At 63.6% G+C, this 13,925-nt stretch carries 10 protein-coding genes; 7 read left to right on the top strand and 3 right to left on the bottom strand.

Going from position 1 to position 13,925, the window contains the following annotated elements:
• Positions 1-84: 84 nt before the first annotated feature.
• Positions 85-942, bottom strand: coding sequence for a LysM peptidoglycan-binding domain-containing protein (locus MUG94_RS12630; RefSeq protein ID WP_227906409.1), 858 nt, complete (start codon positions 940-942; stop codon positions 85-87).
• 198 nt (positions 943-1,140) lie between these two features.
• On the opposite strand from MUG94_RS12630, the gene MUG94_RS12625 reads away from it, so the two are divergent.
• Positions 1,141-1,692 (top strand): hypothetical protein, encoded by a 552-nt coding sequence (locus tag MUG94_RS12625; protein ID WP_227906407.1) that lies wholly within the window; start codon positions 1,141-1,143, stop codon positions 1,690-1,692.
• 21 nt (positions 1,693-1,713) lie between these two features.
• Here MUG94_RS12625 and MUG94_RS12620 read toward each other — a convergent pair whose 3' ends face one another.
• On the bottom strand, positions 1,714-1,944 hold the full coding sequence (locus MUG94_RS12620; RefSeq protein WP_227906404.1) for a helix-turn-helix domain-containing protein: 231 nt from the start codon (positions 1,942-1,944) through the stop codon (positions 1,714-1,716).
• Between the two features lie 209 nt (positions 1,945-2,153).
• Here MUG94_RS12620 and MUG94_RS12615 point away from each other — a divergent pair, with 209 nt between their 5' ends.
• The 4 genes from MUG94_RS12615 (at position 2,154) to MUG94_RS12600 (ending at position 10,613) form a co-directional block, all read left to right on the top strand.
• Positions 2,154-2,801 carry a CpaB family protein gene (locus tag MUG94_RS12615; protein ID WP_227906403.1) on the top strand — a complete coding sequence of 216 codons (648 nt, stop codon included), beginning with the start codon at positions 2,154-2,156 and terminating at the stop codon, positions 2,799-2,801.
• On the top strand, positions 2,798-4,177 hold the full coding sequence (locus MUG94_RS12610; protein ID WP_227906401.1) for a CpaE/TadZ family protein: 1,380 nt from the start codon (positions 2,798-2,800) through the stop codon (positions 4,175-4,177). Before MUG94_RS12615 ends, MUG94_RS12610 begins: the two co-directional genes overlap by 4 nt.
• An 85-nt stretch (positions 4,178-4,262) precedes the next feature.
• Positions 4,263-9,110 carry an NAD-glutamate dehydrogenase gene (locus MUG94_RS12605; RefSeq protein WP_227906399.1) on the top strand — a complete coding sequence of 1,616 codons (4,848 nt, stop codon included), beginning with the start codon at positions 4,263-4,265 and terminating at the stop codon, positions 9,108-9,110.
• A 21-nt stretch (positions 9,111-9,131) separates the two neighbouring features.
• The gene (locus MUG94_RS12600; protein ID WP_227892105.1) at positions 9,132-10,613 is read left to right on the top strand and encodes a sensor histidine kinase; all 1,482 of its coding nucleotides are present in this window, start codon (positions 9,132-9,134) and stop codon (positions 10,611-10,613) included.
• Positions 10,614-10,735: 122 nt separating this feature from the next.
• Here MUG94_RS12600 and MUG94_RS12595 read toward each other — a convergent pair whose 3' ends face one another.
• On the bottom strand, positions 10,736-10,984 hold the full coding sequence (locus tag MUG94_RS12595) for a WhiB family transcriptional regulator (protein ID WP_104052537.1): 249 nt from the start codon (positions 10,982-10,984) through the stop codon (positions 10,736-10,738).
• A 248-nt stretch (positions 10,985-11,232) separates the two neighbouring features.
• On the opposite strand from MUG94_RS12595, the gene MUG94_RS12590 reads away from it, so the two are divergent.
• Both MUG94_RS12590 and MUG94_RS12585 read left to right on the top strand, forming a co-directional pair.
• Positions 11,233-11,670 (top strand): hypothetical protein, encoded by a 438-nt coding sequence (locus MUG94_RS12590; protein WP_227892101.1) that lies wholly within the window; start codon positions 11,233-11,235, stop codon positions 11,668-11,670.
• Positions 11,671-11,847: 177 nt separating this feature from the next.
• On the top strand, positions 11,848-13,896 hold the full coding sequence (locus MUG94_RS12585) for an acyltransferase family protein (protein ID WP_227906398.1): 2,049 nt from the start codon (positions 11,848-11,850) through the stop codon (positions 13,894-13,896).
• Positions 13,897-13,925 lie beyond the last annotated feature (29 nt).

Below are 13,925 nucleotides of genomic sequence, written 5' to 3'. Positions count from 1 at the left end.
GACTGTCCTTTCCTGCAGGCGGCTCCGAAGGAGCGGCAGTTATTGGATATTCGTCAAGTGATGGAACAAACCGTGCTTACCGGGTCACGGCCCGGGAACTTCAGGGGCCCCGGGAACTTGAGGTGCCCCGGGAACTTGAGGTGCCCCGGGAACGTGAGGCACAGGGGGGACTTCAAGGATCTGGCCGGGGAGGATCAGGTGCGGCTGTTCGCCGATCACCGTCCGGTTCCGTTCGTACCAACGGGGCCAATGGGCAGCGACTTCGGCGTCAGTGGCCTGCGGGCCGAGCTGTGCGGCGGCCAGGCCCCACAACGTGTCGCCTGCACGGACCACCGTCTGAGCCGCCGCATCCGACCGGCCGGGACGGATGAAGACATTTTCAGCGGATGGCGACGTCCGTGGCTTCCAATGGGGAGACGGCGGCCCGCTGTCCCGGTCTTCATCTGCTGCAGCCGCCAAACGGTGATTCTGCTGCTGGTCTGTTCCTGTCCTCAGATCAGCGGTTGGTTCCCACTGCGGATGAACGGCGGCATCCGCCGGCCGCTGCAGCGCGGAAATACTCTGGGGAGGGCTTTCGGGGGAGAGCGACTCTGCTGCCTGGGCTGCTCCCATGCCGGAGACAAGGTTCAAACCGATGGCTGCAGCAGCAATGCGCTTCATGAAGACGGGAGCAAAAGCGCCCGCCGCCGCAGAGGCTGCAGCATGCCCTGCTTTGTGCAGGGCGGCGGACAAAACCGCCAGGGTCATTCCGATGCTCCACCACAAGGCGATGGCCAGTCCGACTGCGGCGGCGGCAAATCCGGCCGCGTCCTGGAGGGACGAGACGGACCCCCGGAACATCGTTGCCGGGTCCGGTCGGGTCGCCAATCCAGCCCACAGCAGTACCGCTGCCGCAGCAACGCCGGCCGCCAAGGTCAGCAGGTCCTTTCCAAGATGCTTCATGGTCCTGCCTCCTCCCGGACGAACGTGCATTTAGTAGCGTTTGGTGTCATTTGGTGTCATTTGATGCGGTTTGAACCCAGTAACTTCGTTTGGTGGGACTTGTCTACATGCCGGTCATGGATGTGTCTAGGGTGATTTTGAGATTGTTTGTCTCGGTCGGTACTACCTGACGCCGATGGCACCCATTAGCCTGTGCACATGCGATGGGATGCTCTTTTTGCCGACATGGAGGCCCAACTGGCCGCCGCCCGTGAATCGGTGCAGGAATCGGAGGTCTCAGAACGGCTCCGGACGGACTTTGCCGGGATGGAGCTGGCCGGGCGGCTGCACAGCCAGGCGGGCAGGCTGCTGAAAGTTGATCTGGGATTGCCCGGATCCTTCGAAGGGGTGCTGACGCATGTGGGCCGGGGCTGGATAGTCCTGGAAAGCGGTGGACGCTCATCCGTCATTGCCCTTGACCATGCAGTGTTCATCGCCGGGATGGACCGTTTCTCCGCAGCCGGAGCACCCGCCGCGAGGCTGGGCCTTGCATCAGCGCTGCGGGGGCTTTCCCGCGACCGAGCGGCCGTGCGGGTGTATCCGGCAGGGCAGCAGGCAGCTGCTGCGCTGGACGGCAGCGTGGACCGGGTCGGCAAGGACTTCTTTGAACTGACACTGATACCCCGAGGTGAACCTCGCAGGCAGGGGAACGTACGCGGCGTTTATGTGCTGCCGCTGCAGTCGGTCGCGGCGATCTGCTCGGTGCTGTAGGAAGCGAACGATTTCGCCCGGCTAGTGCTTGGCAACCTCATCCGGAGATGCTTCCTCACGCAGGCCGGAGGCCGAGCGGCGGTATGCGTCGGCTATGAACTCCTCCAATATGCGGGCTTCCACCCGCCACTGGCCGCGGCCTCCGATCTGGATGGCCGGCAGCTCCCCGGAACGCACCAAGGCGTACGTCTGTGACGAGGATATGTTTAGCACCTCACCGACATCAGCCAGAGTCAGGAACCTCTTTTCCACGTTTCCACCTCTGTATCACTTGGGCGCGTACCCATCAGCCAGACTGTCGCAATCAGTCTCCCATTTCAAGCGCTGTGCCGGGCGGGTTATCCACACTTTGAAGTTTTTGAAAAAACACCGTTTCCTTCCACGGATTTGTAGTCAACAATGACAGCGATTGCCAATCCGGAGCCCTGCAGTTCCGGATTCCGGTGCCACCAGGGGGAAGAATGAGTCTCGCAACAAGCATGCAGGCGTCCGCGCCGCGTCTAAAAAAACCGTCGTGGAAGGACCCTCGTCTCCTGCTGGGAATTCTGTTGGTGCTCGCCTCCACCGCAGGGGTCGTCGCGCTCGTCGGTTCAGCGGACCAAACCACCGAGGTTTTCGCTGTCGACGAGGCAATTCCGCTGGGAACGCTGGTCGCAGCCGAGGACTTCGCCGTGGTGCAGGTGCGCCTCGGCGATGTTTCTGAGACCTACCTGCCGGCGTCGGAGGGCATTCCCGAAAACGCAGTGGCTTCGTCCCTGCTGAGGAAAGGCGAACTGCTTTCCCGGGCGGACCTGGGAAAGGCGGATGAGCTGGACAGGAAGCCGGTTGGCCTTCGCGTCGATGATCCGCTGCCGGCCGAAACCGAGGCCGGCTCGCGGGTTGATGTGTGGATGTCCATGCCGGATGAGCGCAATGGATTCAAAGAACCGAAGCAGATCCTGACGGCAGCCGAGATATCCGAGCTGACGATCGACGAATCCGTGCTGGGAGCCAACCGGGCCACGCAACTCATGGTCCTGGTGGAGGACGGGGACCTGGCCACGCTGCTCAATGCCCAGTCCAACGGCGCCAAGATTGCGGTGGTCCTGAACCCGGCCGCAGGCGCATGAATATCCCGGTAGTGACCGTCGGCAGCGGCGTCGGGAACCTCGTCCAGGATTTGGAACGGCTGCATGGGCCGGTCACTGTGGTGCGCCGGTGCGCGGAGATGCCCGAGCTCATTGCCGCGTGTCAGAGCGGCATAGCGCGCGCAGCCATAGTGGCCGACGACGCCGGTGAGGTCACCGCGGCACTGGCAGAACGGTTGGCCGCTTCGGGCGTGGCGCTGCTGGTGCTGGCTGACGAGGAGGGTGTCCTGCGCCGCCTTGACGCATTGAACATCGTCCACGCTCCGCGGGGTTCGGCGCCCGAGGTCCTTTCGGACCTTGTCTCCGATGCGGTGGACCGGATGAAGACCGGCCCCGTATCCGCTTCCACTGCAGATCCGGCAGCAGCTCTGGACGGTTGGGCAATGGAAGCGGACGGCGGATTTCGCCGCCTGGGGGAAGCCGGCGGTGCACCGGGGGAACGGCCAGCGGTGCAGCGCGTATCGGGACGTGGGGCGGAAAACGGGTCGGAAACCGGCTCGGGCGGCAGCCGTACGGACGGCTCCGTCATTGCAGTCTGGGGCCCGGCAGGGGCTCCGGGCCGGACGATGCTTGCCGTCAACTTTGCAGCGGAAGCCGCGGCGGCAGGAAAAACCGTGCTCCTGATCGACGCGGACACCTATGGATCCTCCGTGGCCGCACATCTCGGTCTGCTTGACGAATCCGCAGGCGTGGCCCAAGCGTGCCGGCTCGCGGATCAGGGACTCCTGGACACGGATTCCCTGCTGCGCAGCACCCTCAGCGTGTCGATCAAAGGGGAGCGCCTGCTGGTGCTCACGGGAATCACACGCTCAGACCGCTGGATCGAGTTGCGCCCCACAGCCCTGGGACTGGTGGTGGAGCAGGCGCGGAAGGCGGCGGATCTGATCATTATCGACTGCGGGTTCAGCCTGGAGGCAGATGAGGAGCTCAGCTTCGACACCATGGCCCCGCGGAGGAACGGCGCCACGCTGCGGGCCCTTGAACTGGCTGACACGGTGTTTGCCGTGGGCTCAGCAGACTCAGTGGGGGTTCCCCGCCTCGTCCGTGCCCTTGGCGAACTGGAATCCGCTGTTCCCGGGTCGGCGCCGAAGGTCGTGCTGAACAAGGTCCGGAGCTCGTCCGTCGGGCGCTCCCCGGAGCGGCAACTGCGTGATGCCTGGGAACGCTTTGGCCCTGGAACGCCAGTGACAGCTTTCCTTCCGGCTGAATTCGCCACAGTTGATGCGGCTCTGCTGGCAGGGTCCGCGCTGCTGGAAACGGCACCCGCATCGCCGCTGCGGCATGCGATAGCGGCGCTCGCCAACGTGCGGGTCTCCACCCGGCGGCGGGTCAGGCGGGCGCAGACTGCTGCAAAGTGACCTTTTCATTCTTGCGGGATAGGCTCGAGTAAAGCCATCCGCAAAGAAGCGGGTCGCAAAGAAGGCTACAACGGAGGCGTATTACATGTCGTCTGGATCCCGCATTCCGGATCTACCAGGTACCGACGATTCCCTGGATGAATTCATAGGGAACTACTACGAACACCTGGCGGGGGAAGACGCAGACGGATATCCGCCGTCGGCACTGCATGAACGGGCGGAACGCCACCGTGCCCTGGGCGCGGTGCGGCCCGAGGGCCATGCGTCCGTCGACATTTTCGATCAGGCTGATGCCAGCATCATCCTCATCGTCACCGACGACATGCCGTTCCTCGTCGATTCCGTGACGGCCGAAGTGGTGCGCCGCAACGCCGCCATCCGGCTCGTGGTCCATCCGACTTTCCTGGCCAGCCGTGACCGGGAGACCGGAGAGCTGCAGTCCGTGCACCGGGTTCCTTCCGCGGCCGGCGTCTCCAGCGGGGACACCGCCGCGCTGCCCAACCTTTCCAGCCTCCTCGGAAGCTCGGGCGAGACCACCCGGGTCGAGTCCTGGATTGCCATCGAAGTTGGCCGCGTCACCGACGAAGCCCAGCGCGCGGAGCTTTTGGACGGACTCCGGAAGGTGCTGGAGGACGTACGCCTTGCCGTCACTGACTGGCCGGCCATGCGGGCGAAAGTCCATGAGGTATCCCGCTCCCTGGAAAACGCCGCGAACGCCGCCAGCATCCCCGATCTCCAGCAGGCCCGCGAGCTGCTCTCCTGGCTGGACAACGGCAACTTCACCTTCCTGGGCTACCGCGAATATGACCTCATCACCGAGGACGGCGAGGACCTGCTGCGCGTCAGCGAGGACAAGGGCCTTGGGCTGCTGAGCCGCGCCCCCGGCGCCCGCCGCGTCCAGCACCTGACCACTGCGGGCCGGGCCAAAGCCCGGGAAAAGCGCGCACTGGTGATCACCAAGGCCAACTCGCGCTCCACCGTTCACCGTGCCGCATACCTGGACTACATCGGCGTCAAGCGTTTCGATGCGCAGGGGAACGTCAACGGTGAGCGCAGGTTCATTGGGCTCTTCTCCACCGGCGCCTACACCGGTTCGGTGCGCAACGTGCCCATCGTCCGGGACAAGGTCCGGGAAGTCATGCGCCGGGCAGGTTTTCCCGCCGACTCGCATTCGGGCAAGGATCTGCTCTCCATCCTGGAGACCTACCCGCGGGATGAGCTCTTCCAGATCGATGTGGAGACCCTGCTGGAGACCGCCCAGAGCATTCTCCGGCTGCAGGAACGCCGCCGTACCCGGCTGTTCCTCCGCCCTGACGTATACGGCCGGTTCATGTCCGCGCTGGTCTTCCTGCCGCGGGACCGGTACAACACCTCGGTTCGCCTGCGCATCCAGGACGAACTGCGCTCCAGCTTCAGCGCCGAATCCATTGACTTCGAAGCAAGGCTGACCGAGTCCGCACTGGCCCGCCTCTTCTTCCGCATCCGGTTGCCGCGCGGCGTCGAGATGAAAGACATTGACCCTGCTGCGCTGGAGCAGCGGCTGGTCAAGGCTGCCCGCTCCTGGAGTGAAGGCATCAGCGAAGTGGTCCGGGCAAAGTACGGCCGGCGCGACGCCGAAAAGCTGGCAGGACTCTGGGCTGAAGCCTTCCCCGAAAACTACCGGGTGGGCTATGAAGTCGAAGACGCGCTGGAAGACATTGCCCGCTTCGAAGCGCGCCTTGCGGCGCCCGCCTCAGCCCCTGAGCTGTTTGTGTACGTCCCCGAGCGCACAGGCGTCACCGGAGGCGAAAATGCACGGCTCAAGCTGTACCTTCTTGAGCCGCGTTCCCTGACCCAGCTGCTGCCGACCCTGCACAATTTGGGACTGGAAGTGCTCGACGAACGTCCCTACGAAATCCGCAGGGGAGACGGGACCTCGCTGTTCCTGTACGACCTGGGGCTAAAGTACCCCGCCGGAATGGACCCGGTGAAGACCGGCTCGCTGCTGGCCGAGGCCTTCCGCGCCGGCATGTCCGGGGCCAGCGAGTCGGACTACTTCGACCGGCTCATCCTCGAACAGGGCCTGTCCTGGCGTCAGGTGGTCATCCTGCGCAGCTACGCCAAGTACATGCGCCAGCTGGGCAACACCAATTCCTACGGATTCGTGGCCGGCACGCTGCGCCGCAATCCGGACGTGGCACGCGCCCTGGTTGCGCTCTTTGAGGCACGCTTTGATCCGGACCTGACCGAGGACGAAAGGACCGCCGCCGAAGAAGCTGCCCGTGCAGCACTGGATGCAGGGCTGGAACAGGTTCCCACGCTGGACGCGGACCGGGTCCTGCGCACGATCGCCAACCTGATCAACTCCACCCTGCGCACCAACTTCTACCAGGACAAGCCGTACGTCAGTTTCAAGCTGAACACGGCTGCCATCGAAGGCGCTCCGTTCCCGCGCCCGAAGTATGAGGTCTGGGTTTACTCCCCGCGGGTGGAAGGCGTGCACCTGCGCTTCGGCGAGGTTGCCCGCGGCGGCCTGCGCTGGTCTGACCGGCGCGAAGACTTCCGCACCGAAATCCTCGGCCTGGTCAAGGCGCAGACGGTGAAGAATGCCGTGATCGTGCCAACCGGCGCCAAGGGAGGCTTCTACGCCAAGCAGCTGCCGGATCCGGCCGTTGACCGTGCTGCGTGGATGGAAGAGGGCAAGGAAAGCTACCGCACCTTCATCCGTGCCCTGCTGGATATCACCGACAATCTGGTGGTGTCCGACGACGGCGAAGAACAGGTGGTTCCGCCGCAGCGCGTCGTCCGTCATGACGGCGACGACAGCTACCTCGTGGTGGCCGCAGACAAGGGCACTGCCTCCTTCTCCGACATCGCCAACGCACTTTCCGCCGAATACGGTTTCTGGCTGGGAGACGCTTTCGCCTCCGGCGGCTCTGTGGGCTATGACCACAAGGCCATGGGCATCACGGCCCGCGGCGCCTGGGAATCCGTCAAACGGCACTTCAGCGAGCTGGGCGTGGACACCCAGACCGAGCCTTTCACCGCCGTCGGCGTGGGAGACATGAGCGGCGACGTCTTCGGCAACGGCATGCTGCTGTCCGAGCAGACCAAACTGGTGGCGGCCTTTGACCACCGCCACATTTTCCTAGATCCGAATCCGGACCCGGCTGCGTCCCACGCGGAACGCCGCAGGCTCTTTGAACTGCCCCGTTCGTCCTGGGCGGACTACGACACATCGCTGATCAGCGAGGGCGGCGGAGTCTTCCCGCGTCAGTCCAAGAGCATTGCTCTGAGCCCCCAGATCCGCGAGGTGCTGGGACTGGCGGACACCGTCACCAAAATGAGCCCGCCGGACCTGCTGCGGGCCATCCTCAAGGCTCCGGCCGACCTGCTCTACAACGGCGGCATCGGCACCTATGTGAAGGCCTCCACGGAGACCAACACCGAGGTGGGGGACAAGGCCAACGACGCAATCCGCGTTGACGGCCGCGACCTGCGGGTCAAGGTGGTCGGCGAAGGCGGAAACCTGGGCATGACCCAGCGCGGCCGGATTGAAGCCGCCCGTGCCGGAGTCATCCTCAACACCGACGCGATCGACAACTCCGCAGGCGTCGACTGCTCGGACCACGAGGTCAACATCAAGATCTTCGTGGACCGGATGGTTGCAGCCGGACGGCTGGACCCGGCGGAACGCGCTGAATTCCTGCATTCCATGACGGACGAAGTTGGGCACTTGGTCCTGCAGGACAACAAGGACCAGAACATGCTTCTGCTCAATGACCGGCAGCACGTCATCGAATGGAGCCCCAGCTTCGAGCGGCTGATGGACTGGCTGGAGAAGCATGCGGACCTGAACCGCGAGTTGGAGGCGCTGCCCACCAATGAGGAGCTGCGTGCCCGGGTGGCGGCAGGCGAGGGCCTGACCTCGCCGGAACTGTCTGTGCTGGCGGCCTATGCCAAAATCGAGCTGACCAAGGCCCTGACCAAGTCCGACCTTGCCGATGACCCCTACTTCCGCGGCACGCTGCGCCGGTACTTCCCGAAGCAGCTTGTGGAGCGGTTCGACGACCAGCTGGATACCCATCCGCTGCGCCGGGAAATCATCTCCACCATGGTGGCCAACGACATCATCAACATCGGCGGGATTACCTTTGCCTTCCGCGTCATTGAAGAGACCTCGGCGACCGAGTCCATGGTGGCGCGGGCGTTCACGGCACTGCGGGAGATCTACGAGATCGACGGCGTCGTGGACCAGCTGAACCATCTGCCGGCCAGCTTCCCCACGGAAAACTGGACCACCATCCACTTGGACATGCGGCGGCTGCTGGACCGGGCCGTGCGCTGGTTCGTCAACCATGTGGGACGCGGAAGCTCCATTGACGAGGACATCGAAGCGTTCAAGCCGGTTATTGGCCCGCTTCGCGCCGACCTGCTCGACTACCTCAAGGGCGCTGACCGGGACCGGTTCCAAGCTGCCCTTGAACGCTCCCGCGAGTGGCAGCTTCCGGAAGGGCTGGGCACCTACTGGGCCGAACTGTTCGAGAGCTTCGGCCTGCTGGACGTCGCACTGCTGGCCGCCAAGCGGGTGGACGAACCCGCCGCTAACGTTGCGGGCGTGTACTTCGCCCTCTACGAGCGGTTCGGCATTGATGACCTGCTGGAACGGATCACCAAGCTGCCGCGCGGGGACCGCTGGCAGGCGCTGGCCCGGGCTGCGCTGCGCGATGACCTTTACTCGACAGTGGCTGACATGACGGTGGCAGCGCTGACGGCGACAGGCGCACAGGCGGGCGAGAGCCCGCTGAAGCGTGTCGAATTGTGGGAAGAGCAGAATGCCGACAATTTGGAACGTGCCCGTGCCATGTTCGAAGATGTGAACAAGCTCGAGCACGAAGACATGGCATCCCTCTCGGTTGCCCTGCGACTGCTGCGCTCCATCGTTCGACGCTAGATACGAAAAGAAGACGAGACCGTGGCGATTTTCACCGACCCCATCAAGGACCATGCCGACTTTGGGCCGGGGGACGCGGAATGGCTGCACCTCCTGGTCGGCGACTGGCAACTGGTCGCCGACCTGGCGTTCTCCGATTTGGCGCTCTGGTTTCCAGTTCCAGACGGCAGCTACGTGGCTTTGGCGCACGCCCGCCCCTCGACGTCGCACACTGTCTTCCACAGTGACTTCGTCGGGGAGCGGATCCGTGCCGATCTGCAGCCACTGGTGGACAAGGCCTGGACCAGCCAGGTCATCGAACGTTCACCCGAAACAAACTGGACGGCCGAGACAGCCATGCGGGTGGAGGCCATTCCGTTTGTCCGCAACGGCAGAACCCTTGCCGTGGTCACCAGCCACATGGATTTGTCCTCCTCCCGGATGCCTTCGCGCCTGGAACTGACTTATCGGCAGTGTGCCTATGACCTGCTGCGGATGGGCACCCTGGGGCTCTGGCCGGATTTCGCCACCCCCACCGGCTCACGCCGCGGCGCCCCGCGCGTCGGGGACGGACTGATCCGGATGGATGCCGACGGCATTGTGCAGTATGCCTCACCCAATGGCGTCTCTGCCTTCCGCCGGCTGGGGGAGATGGAGAGCCTGGAAGGCCGTGCCCTGGCCGAAATCACCACCGCATTGCTCAAGGACCGCCGCATGGTGGACGAGACCCTGCCGCTGGTGGTGACCGGCCGCATGCCGTGGCGCACCGAGATTGAGTCGCGTGGAGTAAGCCTCTCCCTGCGGGCCATCCCGCTGCGTGACGAGAAGGAACGTTTCGGTGCCTTGGTGCTGTGCCGGGATGTGTCCGAGCTGCGCCGCCGGGAAATGGAACTGGTGTCCAAGGACGCCACCATCCGTGAGATTCACCACCGCGTCAAGAACAACCTGCAAACCGTGGCGGCCCTGCTGCGGATGCAGTCGCGGCGGATGGAAAGCGAAGAGGGGAAGCAGGGGCTGGCACAGGCCATGCGGCGGGTGGCCACCATTGCGCTGGTTCACGAAACGCTGTCCCAGGGACTGACGCAGAACGTGAACTTTGACGAGCTCATCGACCGGCAGTTCCGGCTCGCCGCAGAAGTCGCTTCGCCAACCCAGGAGGTGAGCACCGAAAAGGAAGGATCATTCGGAGAGCTGCCCAGTGATTTTGCCACGCCGCTGGCGCTGGTGATCAATGAACTGGTAACCAACGCCGTCGAGCACGGACTCTCGGACCGCAAGGGCACGGTATGGCTCAGCGCCGCTCGGCAAAGGGGAGCCTACGCCGAGGAAATCCTTACGGTCACAGTGGCCGACGACGGCGCCGGGCTGCCGCCTGAACCGCGGCGGGAGGGGCTGGGGCTTCAAATTGTGCGCACTCTGGTCCAGAGCGAGCTGGACGGCACCATTGAATGGTCTGCGCGTCCGGGCGGAGGCACTGAAGTCCGGATTGAAATGGGACTGGACAATGAATCCCGCAGGAGCTGACCCGGCTTTACGCGGAAATGGGCGCGAAAGATAGACAAGAAGGGCCGCTGCCCGTGGCAGCGGCCCTTCTGAAGTCTGGAGGACGGAGTGAGATCCGTTGGATCACAAGTGTCCGGTCTGAACTACGAAGCGCGTCGTGCGCGTGCGGCACGGCGCTTCAGCGCGCGGCGCTCGTCTTCGCTCATGCCGCCCCAGACGCCTGCGTCCTGGCCGGTTTCGATGGCCCACTGGAGGCAGGTATCCATAACCGGGCATCGCCGGCACACACTCTTGGCTTCTTCAATCTGAAGAAGAGCCGGGCCGGTGTTGCCCACAGGGAAGAACAGCTCCGGATCCTTGTCCAGACACGCTGCGCGGCTCCGCCAATCCATGCTAATCACAATCTCCTCTAAATAGTTGTCTCCCACGTGTTTGTGAAAACATTCACGAGCAACTTCAAACGAAAGGGGCCGGCTCCGGCCCCTGATTTCCCCAACTACTAGGATTCCACGTTACGGAAACTCAGACAAGGGTTAAGTGGTCACGAATGTGGCCAAAGTGGTGAGGGATGCATCACAACATCCGCTGTCCGGAACCCATGGGCCGGACGCTCTCCGACTATGTCCGGTAGTGTGCCAGTGTGTCAAGACCTCAAGAACCGCAGCCCCAAGCCGGACGTCCGGCATCCGTTCCGGCGGCTGTCAAAGTTATTTCCGCAGTCCTCGTCCTGGAAGCAGCAGCCCTGCTGGTGCTGGCAGGCTGGTTTGTCTACAACCTCTTCACTGCAACGGCCGCGTCGCTTGGCGGGGCAGTGTTTACCGCAGTCCTGCTTGCTGCTGCTGGCGTATGGCTGCTGATCCTCGGCCACTTCTTCTTCCGCGGGTTCCGCTGGACCCGTGCCGGAGCGCTGGTCTTCCAGCTGTTCGCCATCGTCCTTGCGGTTCCCACGCTTCAGGGCGGGATTGTCCTGATTGGGTTGCTCCTGCTGCTGCCTGCCGCAGCCGTGCTGCTGCTGCTGTTCACCCGCCCCGTGCTCGAACACACCAGCAGGATTTCGGGCGAGCCGAAGGCTTTCTAAAGACTGATCCAGCGGGGCGGGGTGGGCTGCATCCACCGCGAAGAGCAGATAAGTTCGGTACGTAAAATTGGAACCGGGGGGTCCGAGGACGTCCTCGCTGCAGCCGCCCGAAGGTCCTGCCCAAGGTTGTGGGGGTAAAGTCTATGGCTGGATTGCCCGTTCCAATGAGAGGTTTATGTGTCGCAGCTACAATCGGAAGCCCCCAGGGCCGCCGTGGGCGGTGCCCCTCTTGCCGAAAAAACCGCTCACCGACCTGAGGTTCAGGGTCTGCGGGCGCTGGCGGTGCTCATGGTTGTCACGTATCACATCTGGTTTGGGCGTGTTTCCGGCGGAGTGGACATCTTCCTGCTTATCTCCGCTTTTCTCCTGACGCTCTCTTTCGTGCGGAAAGTTGAAGCCGGGGTTCCGCTGAAGCTTGGCCGTTATTGGCTGCGCCAGTTCAAACGGTTGTTGCCTCCGGTTGCGGTGGTGCTGCTGGGAACGCTGACAGCAACGGCGCTGTTCGTTCCCCGGAGCCGCTGGTCTGAGATTCTCTCGCAGAGCTGGGCTTCGCTGCTGTATTTCCAGAACTGGGTGCTGGCCGGTGAGTCAGTGGACTATTACGCTGCAGACCACAGCACAGCGAGCCCGCTGCAGCACTTCTGGTCCCTCTCCATCCAAGGACAGGTCTTCATTCTCTGGCCGCTGCTGCTGGCTGCATCCGCCCTTCTGGCCCGCATGCTTCGGGTTCGCTTCCGCCTAGTGGTCCTGGCCGTATTTGGGGCAGTCTTCGTTGCCTCCCTCAGCTTCTCCATTGCGGAGACCTATGGGAACCAGGCCCACGCCTACTTCGATACCCGAACCAGGCTCTGGGAATTCGCCCTGGGAACCCTGCTTGCACTGGCATTGCCCTATCTGAAGCCGCCGCGCTGGATGCGGGTCGGGATGGGCTGGCTGGGGCTTGCCATTATGCTCAGCGTGGGCTTTCTGTTGGATGTTCAGGGACAGTTCCCCGGTTATGTGGCGCTTGTACCGCTGGTGGCGGCATCGCTGGTGATCGTGGCCGGGCAGACAGGCAGCCGCATTGGCGCAGACCGGTTCCTGTCCTGGAAGCCGTTGATGCGTCTTGGCGACATGTCCTACGCCTTGTATCTGTGGCACTGGCCCGTGCTGGTGATCTACCTGATTTGGCGGGACCGCCAGGAAGTGGGACTGGTAGGCGGAGCTGCGATCATCATGTTCTCCCTTGTCCTGGCCTACCTGACTACCAAGCTGGTTGAACGCCCGCTTCGTTCCTCGGCCTGGGTCAATCGAAACTCGGTGCGGGCCGCCGTGGTGATTGGCCTGTGCGTTGCCGTAGCGGCGGCCCCGATAGCGGGCTGGCAGTACGGGCTCAAAGTCCAGGCCGAGCGGCTTGAAGCCGAGGCGCTCCAGAACAATCCCGGGGCGCGTGTGTTGCTGGCAGACATGAGTACTCCGGATGCCCAACCCATTCCGTTGCTGAGCTCGCTGGGCAAAGAATGGGGTGTCCTGGAAACCGACTGTTCGGACCTAGATACACGGCCTTCTGATCCCGTGCTGTTGGACTCGTGCATGGCATCGGTGACGGAGGGCGAGGCAGAGAAAACTGTTCTTGTCATCGGGGATTCCCATGCCGAGCAGTGGCTTGGGGCACTGGAGCCGATGGCGAAGAAGCTCAACTACCAGCTGATCTCTCTGCTGATGGGTGCCTGCTCATTCGGGGAGCCCTCCGAGGGGCGGAGCCCTGGATGCAATGACTTCAACGCTGCAGCGCTGGACTACGCACTGGAACTGAATCCCGACGCCGTCTTCACCGTGGCGACGGCCGCTCGCCCGGTGGAGGCTGCCGATCCGCCCGTCGACGGGCTGCCGGAAGCATCCGAGGTGCTGCGGCAGGCCGGGATTCCAATGGTGGGCGTCCGTGACAATCCTCGGTATAGCTTCGATATGCTCCGATGCGCCGAGGCCAATGGCCCGTACTCCGAAGAATGCAGCACCGATGTGAGTGAGAAACTCTCAGATCCCGTCTCCATTGCGTCCTTCTTCGCATCGCTGCCGGGGGTAGAACTGATGGACATGACGGACCTGATCTGCCCCTACGGCACCTGCGTCCCAACGGTGGGCAACGTCTACGTCTATCTGGACGACAATCACCTCACAACCACCTACACCGCCTCAATGATTGACGCATTCGAGAGCCGATTCCGTGCAGCTGTGAACTGGTAGAGCCTGAGTCGTGTTGCCAAAAAGTGCCG

The organism is Arthrobacter gengyunqii (genome assembly GCF_023022985.1).
GTDB classification, from domain to species: domain Bacteria; phylum Actinomycetota; class Actinomycetes; order Actinomycetales; family Micrococcaceae; genus Arthrobacter_B; species Arthrobacter_B gengyunqii.
This window is presented reverse-complemented; position numbering and strand designations above follow the sequence as displayed.

Coding starts and splice junctions, on each gene's coding strand:
- MUG94_RS12630 (WP_227906409.1), bottom strand. CDS start 942: ATGAAGCATCTTGGAAAGGACCTGCTGACCTTGGCGGCCGGCGTTGCT.
- MUG94_RS12610 (WP_227906401.1), top strand. CDS start 2,798: ATGAATATCCCGGTAGTGACCGTCGGCAGCGGCGTCGGGAACCTCGTC.
- MUG94_RS12595 (WP_104052537.1), bottom strand. CDS start 10,984: ATGGATTGGCGGAGCCGCGCAGCGTGTCTGGACAAGGATCCGGAGCTG.
- MUG94_RS12625 (WP_227906407.1), top strand. CDS start 1,141: ATGCGATGGGATGCTCTTTTTGCCGACATGGAGGCCCAACTGGCCGCC.
- MUG94_RS12605 (WP_227906399.1), top strand. CDS start 4,263: ATGTCGTCTGGATCCCGCATTCCGGATCTACCAGGTACCGACGATTCC.
- MUG94_RS12615 (WP_227906403.1), top strand. CDS start 2,154: ATGAGTCTCGCAACAAGCATGCAGGCGTCCGCGCCGCGTCTAAAAAAA.